Annotated in this window: 4 protein-coding genes; 1 reads left to right on the top strand and 3 read right to left on the bottom strand. The window is 37.8% G+C overall.

What is annotated here, in order from left to right:
- Positions 1-71: 71 nt before the first annotated feature.
- The 3 genes from J6U00_RS13830 to J6U00_RS13840 all read right to left on the bottom strand — a co-directional run bounded on the left by J6U00_RS13830 (position 72) and on the right by J6U00_RS13840 (position 3,567).
- Complete coding sequence (locus J6U00_RS13830) at positions 72-1,484, bottom strand: efflux RND transporter periplasmic adaptor subunit (RefSeq protein WP_296582782.1); 1,413 nt, start codon at positions 1,482-1,484, stop codon at positions 72-74.
- A 242-nt stretch (positions 1,485-1,726) separates the two neighbouring features.
- Complete coding sequence (locus J6U00_RS13835; RefSeq protein ID WP_296582784.1) at positions 1,727-2,989, bottom strand: DUF1015 domain-containing protein; 1,263 nt, start codon at positions 2,987-2,989, stop codon at positions 1,727-1,729.
- Between the two features lie 2 nt (positions 2,990-2,991).
- The gene (locus J6U00_RS13840) at positions 2,992-3,567 is read right to left on the bottom strand and encodes a Maf family protein (RefSeq protein WP_296582786.1); all 576 of its coding nucleotides are present in this window, start codon (positions 3,565-3,567) and stop codon (positions 2,992-2,994) included.
- Positions 3,568-3,731: 164 nt separating this feature from the next.
- On the opposite strand from J6U00_RS13840, the gene J6U00_RS13845 reads away from it, so the two are divergent.
- The coding region (locus J6U00_RS13845; RefSeq protein ID WP_296582788.1) for a patatin family protein at positions 3,732-4,351 on the top strand (620 nt) is incomplete at its 3' end.

The raw sequence follows: 4,351 nt of genomic DNA on the forward strand, positions 1-4,351 counted from the left end.
GAAGCTCATTAGGCTGACCGATATAATAACGCTTGATGATATTTCTCATCATTATCAGTTTTCTTGCCATATTACTCTCCCTGATCCTTATCGGGATCTGTATACGGCTCGGCAATATTAATATCATCCCCGTCAGATATTGCATTTGAGGAAACATCAGTCAGGATAATGTCACCATCATTAAGATCAGAAGACATTATCTCTGTAAGATAATTAGTCTCCATACCCTTTTCAATCTTGACTTCCTTAGCCTTGTAGCCACCTTTATCGCCACTCTTCTCAGCTATAAATACAGAATATGTTCCATCATCATTATCCTTAATGGAATCATAAGGCACAGCCAGAACATTTTCCTTTTGATCAAGGATTATCTTAGCCTTAGCAGTCATACCGATGAGTAGTTTATCAGCACCATTGTCAATAATTATCTCAGCAGAGTATCCGCCACCTTCCTTCTCACCAGTATACATATTGGTCATCTGACCACTCATAATATTTACTACGCGAGATACCTTGCCAGAAAACTCCTCTTCACCAGTAGCGGTAGTAGTAATGATAGCCTTCTGACCTTCTTTAACTTTGAGGATGTCAGCCTCATTTATCGAAACATTGATTCTGAGGGAAGTTGTATCTTCAATAGTCATAAGAGCTTCTGTAGTTGGGAAGCTTCCCTCTGCGATGCTTATAGATGTTATGATGCCATCTTTTGTAGCCTTAACTGTACACTTGTCAATACTCTCCTTTAGCTTATCCAGCTGATCCTGAACAGTAGTGTCCTTGTTATACTTCTCATCATCGATAGCCTCCTGAGCAGCCTGTATAGCAGCATCGGCAGTCTTTGATGTGTCATTGTATGCGTCACGAGCAGCCTGAACAGCCTCGTCGTACTGGCTGAGAGAATCGCCGAATGCTTCATACTGCTCCTGTACAGCCAAATACTGTTTATAAATAGGATCTTCCTCGTTCTGGTATGCATCATATAACTCGTCTCTTTCCTGACGAAGCTTATCATACTTTGCATATGCCGAATCCCTTGCGGATACAGCACTGTCTATAGCGCGCTGTGCCTTACGAAGGAGATCGGTTTTCTGATTCTTAGCATCCTGAAGTGCACGCTGATTTTTCTCGTGGAAACTGTCAAGCCTCTCCTGTGAAGTTTCTGCACTATCCTTTAATTTATCATACTGTTCCTGATAATCCGAACTATCAAATTCACAAAGTACGTCTCCGACTTTTACTGAACTTCCAACTCCTACATTGAGCTTCTTAACCTTAGCTGTAAGGTCACTTGTAACCTTTACTATGTTTGAACCCTCTACTGCACCTGAAACACTGATGTAATTCTCAACATTAGTGTGCTCAACAGTGTATGTTGAGATTGGTACATTTAACATGCTATTAATGCCACACGACGAGGCGCCGCATAACAACGCCGCAGATATAGATAAAGCTGCAGCAGTTCTAAGAATGATACTTTTGTTCATATGAACAATTCTCCTTTCGTCCTAATATTGACAATTATATCACACACATTTGAGTTTGTCAATATTTTCACGTAATATTACATAATTGTAATTTTGAGTAATATAGCAGAAAAAATGGCTAATAGCCATTAACTGTATCAGCTGTATTAGTACAGATACATTCTATCATATTGTTTTGTTTTTGTCAAGCAAAAAAGCCCTGACCGCAAAAAATGATCAGAGCTTTTATTATGTCAAGTCTATTATTCAGCTATTCTTCTTGCCTCAATGTAAAAACGCTTATCATCTGCATGTCCCATAGAGAAAGTCTTTCTCGGAAGAGCACCATCTTTTATAACTGTTGGGAAAAGCTCAGATTTGTCCATATCAGGAAGTATGAAGGCAATTCCATTATGCTTTTCAGCAAGAGCTTTAACGTTATCTATCCCATGAATATAATCAATTTTCCCGCCATTCATCTTAATATAACCATCGAGATAATTCTGAAGCGAACCAACTGAAAGATTAGATGTTGTATTATGGATATAAAGTTTCCTCTCTTTTCCACGACACACAATATTAACCCACTGAGCAGAAGGATCCTCAGAAAGCCCGAGTGATTCAGTTATACCCGCAATAAGCTTATCGCAGTCAACATCATACACCAGACGATAAATGGCTTCGAATTTTAGAGCCTCACTATGGAGATTTACAATTTCTGCAAGTGCAAATCTTGCCGGATGATTTGAAAAATCTTTACCTGGATTTGACTTCTTCAGCTGTTCATAGTACTCCTTGGCTGTAGCAAGGGAATGATTTCCGTCGCCCATAGCATAAAGCAGCACAGACTGATTTTCAAGGCCGTATTTATTATTAAATGTCTCCTGATCGGAAAGTGAAGCCAAAGCAGCATCAATCTTTTCCTGTGTTGCTTCATCTAGAAGATATCCACAGATACTTCCACCATTCTGCATAAGCTTTGTATCATAAAGCTTAGTCATAGAATCCTTGTCTATTGTACTCATTACAGTTTCATCAGGATCATCAATTAAAATCATTATATGAGGAAGTTCAAGCGAAGCACCATTTCTAACTTTTATACGCGGTGGAATACGCTCAATAACAGTAGCTTCTGTTGCACGTACTTCAGAAGTGCTACCCTTAGAAAAATCATACTTTTCAAGATCTATAGCTCCTACTATTCCCTTACGAACTATTCCATTGCTCTGAATGCGCTCAACGTAAACCATAGCATTTTTATACTCATTAAAAATTCCATCTGAAATATATTTATCCATAGCTGTATGTATGTTTCCAATACGCTCAGTAACATTACTTTCCTCAAGAAATAGCTCAGGAAGAATAAGACTAAGTGTTGACGGTGAATCACCAACTTTTTTTGTAACCTCGTCCCAGTATTCAGGCTCACTAGTATACTGGTCACAAGCTATTACAGCCCATTTACTCATATCAACTGAATTGTTAGGAATAAGTATATCCGCGTTGTGAAATGCTGTTGAGTTCATTTTTAATACTCCTTTATATTAGATATAAATTTTTTCAGTTCTTGAAACAGTCGCGTTACTGGAAGTCCAACGACATTAAAGAAATCTCCGTCAATATTAAAAATCAAATCGGATCCTTTTCCCTGGATTCCATAACCTCCAGCTTTATCATAAGGCTCATCGGTATCAGCATAGTTTTCAATCTCTTTATCTGTAAGCTCTCTAAAAATAACATCAGTGATTTCAGAAAAAGAAGAAATCTTATCTTTATACATTAGAGAACAACCTGTAACAACCTGATGTATATGTTTTCTTGAAAGAAGGCCGATACATTCAATGCACTGTTCTCTGTTCTTAGGCTTACCAAGAATAATACCATCACATATAACTGTCGTATCACAGCCGATAATCAAGTCCTCTGGATACTTATCAAAAGCTGTCTTTGCTTTTAAATTAGCAAGATATTCAGAAGCATGCATAGGATCTATATCTGGTGGAAGACTTTCATCACAATCAAGCGAAACAGCTTTGAAATCAGATGTAATATACCTCATTAACTCACGTCTTCGTGGTGAAGCTGAAGCAAGTATAATATTCATCGTATTCTCCTTTGCAGTCAATAGATTAATTCTATCATATTTGCATCTTATTGTCAATCATAAGTCGTTTTGGGATTTAAATGATTTCATATTGGGATTGACTTTTTTTAACAAATCAGATATAATAACAAATATCTTATTTATCTCTGGAGGATACTAATAATATGAAATATGGCCTTGTAATGGAAGGCGGTGCAATGCGCGGCCTATTTACAGCAGGAGTAACAGATGTACTTATGGAAAACGGAATATTGTTTAATAGTTCTGTAGGCGTTTCAGCAGGTGCATGCTTTGGATGCAACTACAAATCAGGTCAGCACGGACGTGCAATCCGTTACAATCTTAGATTTCGAAATGAGAAAAAGTATTGCAGCTGGAGCTCGCTAATCAAAACAGGAGACATGTTTGGCGCCGAGTTCTGTTATCACACCATTCCAGAAAAGCTCGATATTTTTGACAATGAATCATACAATTCCAATCCGATGACTTTTTTTGTAGTTGCTACTGATATAAATACTGGCAAAGCAGTTTATCACAACTGCCATACAGCAACCGGAGAAGATCTTGATTGGATAAGAGCATCCGCATCAATGCCACTTGTATCACGTATTGTAAAAATTAACGATCGCGAATTTCTTGACGGCGGAATCACTGACTCCATCCCACTGAGATTTATGGAAAGCATCGGTATGGATAAAAATGTTGTAATTCTTACACAGCCGCGTGGATATGTTAAAACTCAGAGCAGAACAATTAATTTGATGAAGATATGGTACAATAGAAA

It is taken from the genome of Ruminococcus sp. (genome assembly GCF_017650195.1).
In the GTDB taxonomy this organism is placed as follows: domain Bacteria; phylum Bacillota; class Clostridia; order Oscillospirales; family Ruminococcaceae; genus Ruminococcus.

What these genes read in the sequence shown, in the direction of transcription:
- J6U00_RS13830 (WP_296582782.1), bottom strand. Translation starts at nt 1,484, where the DNA reads ATGAACAAAAGTATCATTCTTAGAACTGCTGCAGCTTTATCTATATCT.
- J6U00_RS13835 (WP_296582784.1), bottom strand. Translation starts at nt 2,989, where the DNA reads ATGAACTCAACAGCATTTCACAACGCGGATATACTTATTCCTAACAAT.
- J6U00_RS13840 (WP_296582786.1), bottom strand. Translation starts at nt 3,567, where the DNA reads ATGAATATTATACTTGCTTCAGCTTCACCACGAAGACGTGAGTTAATG.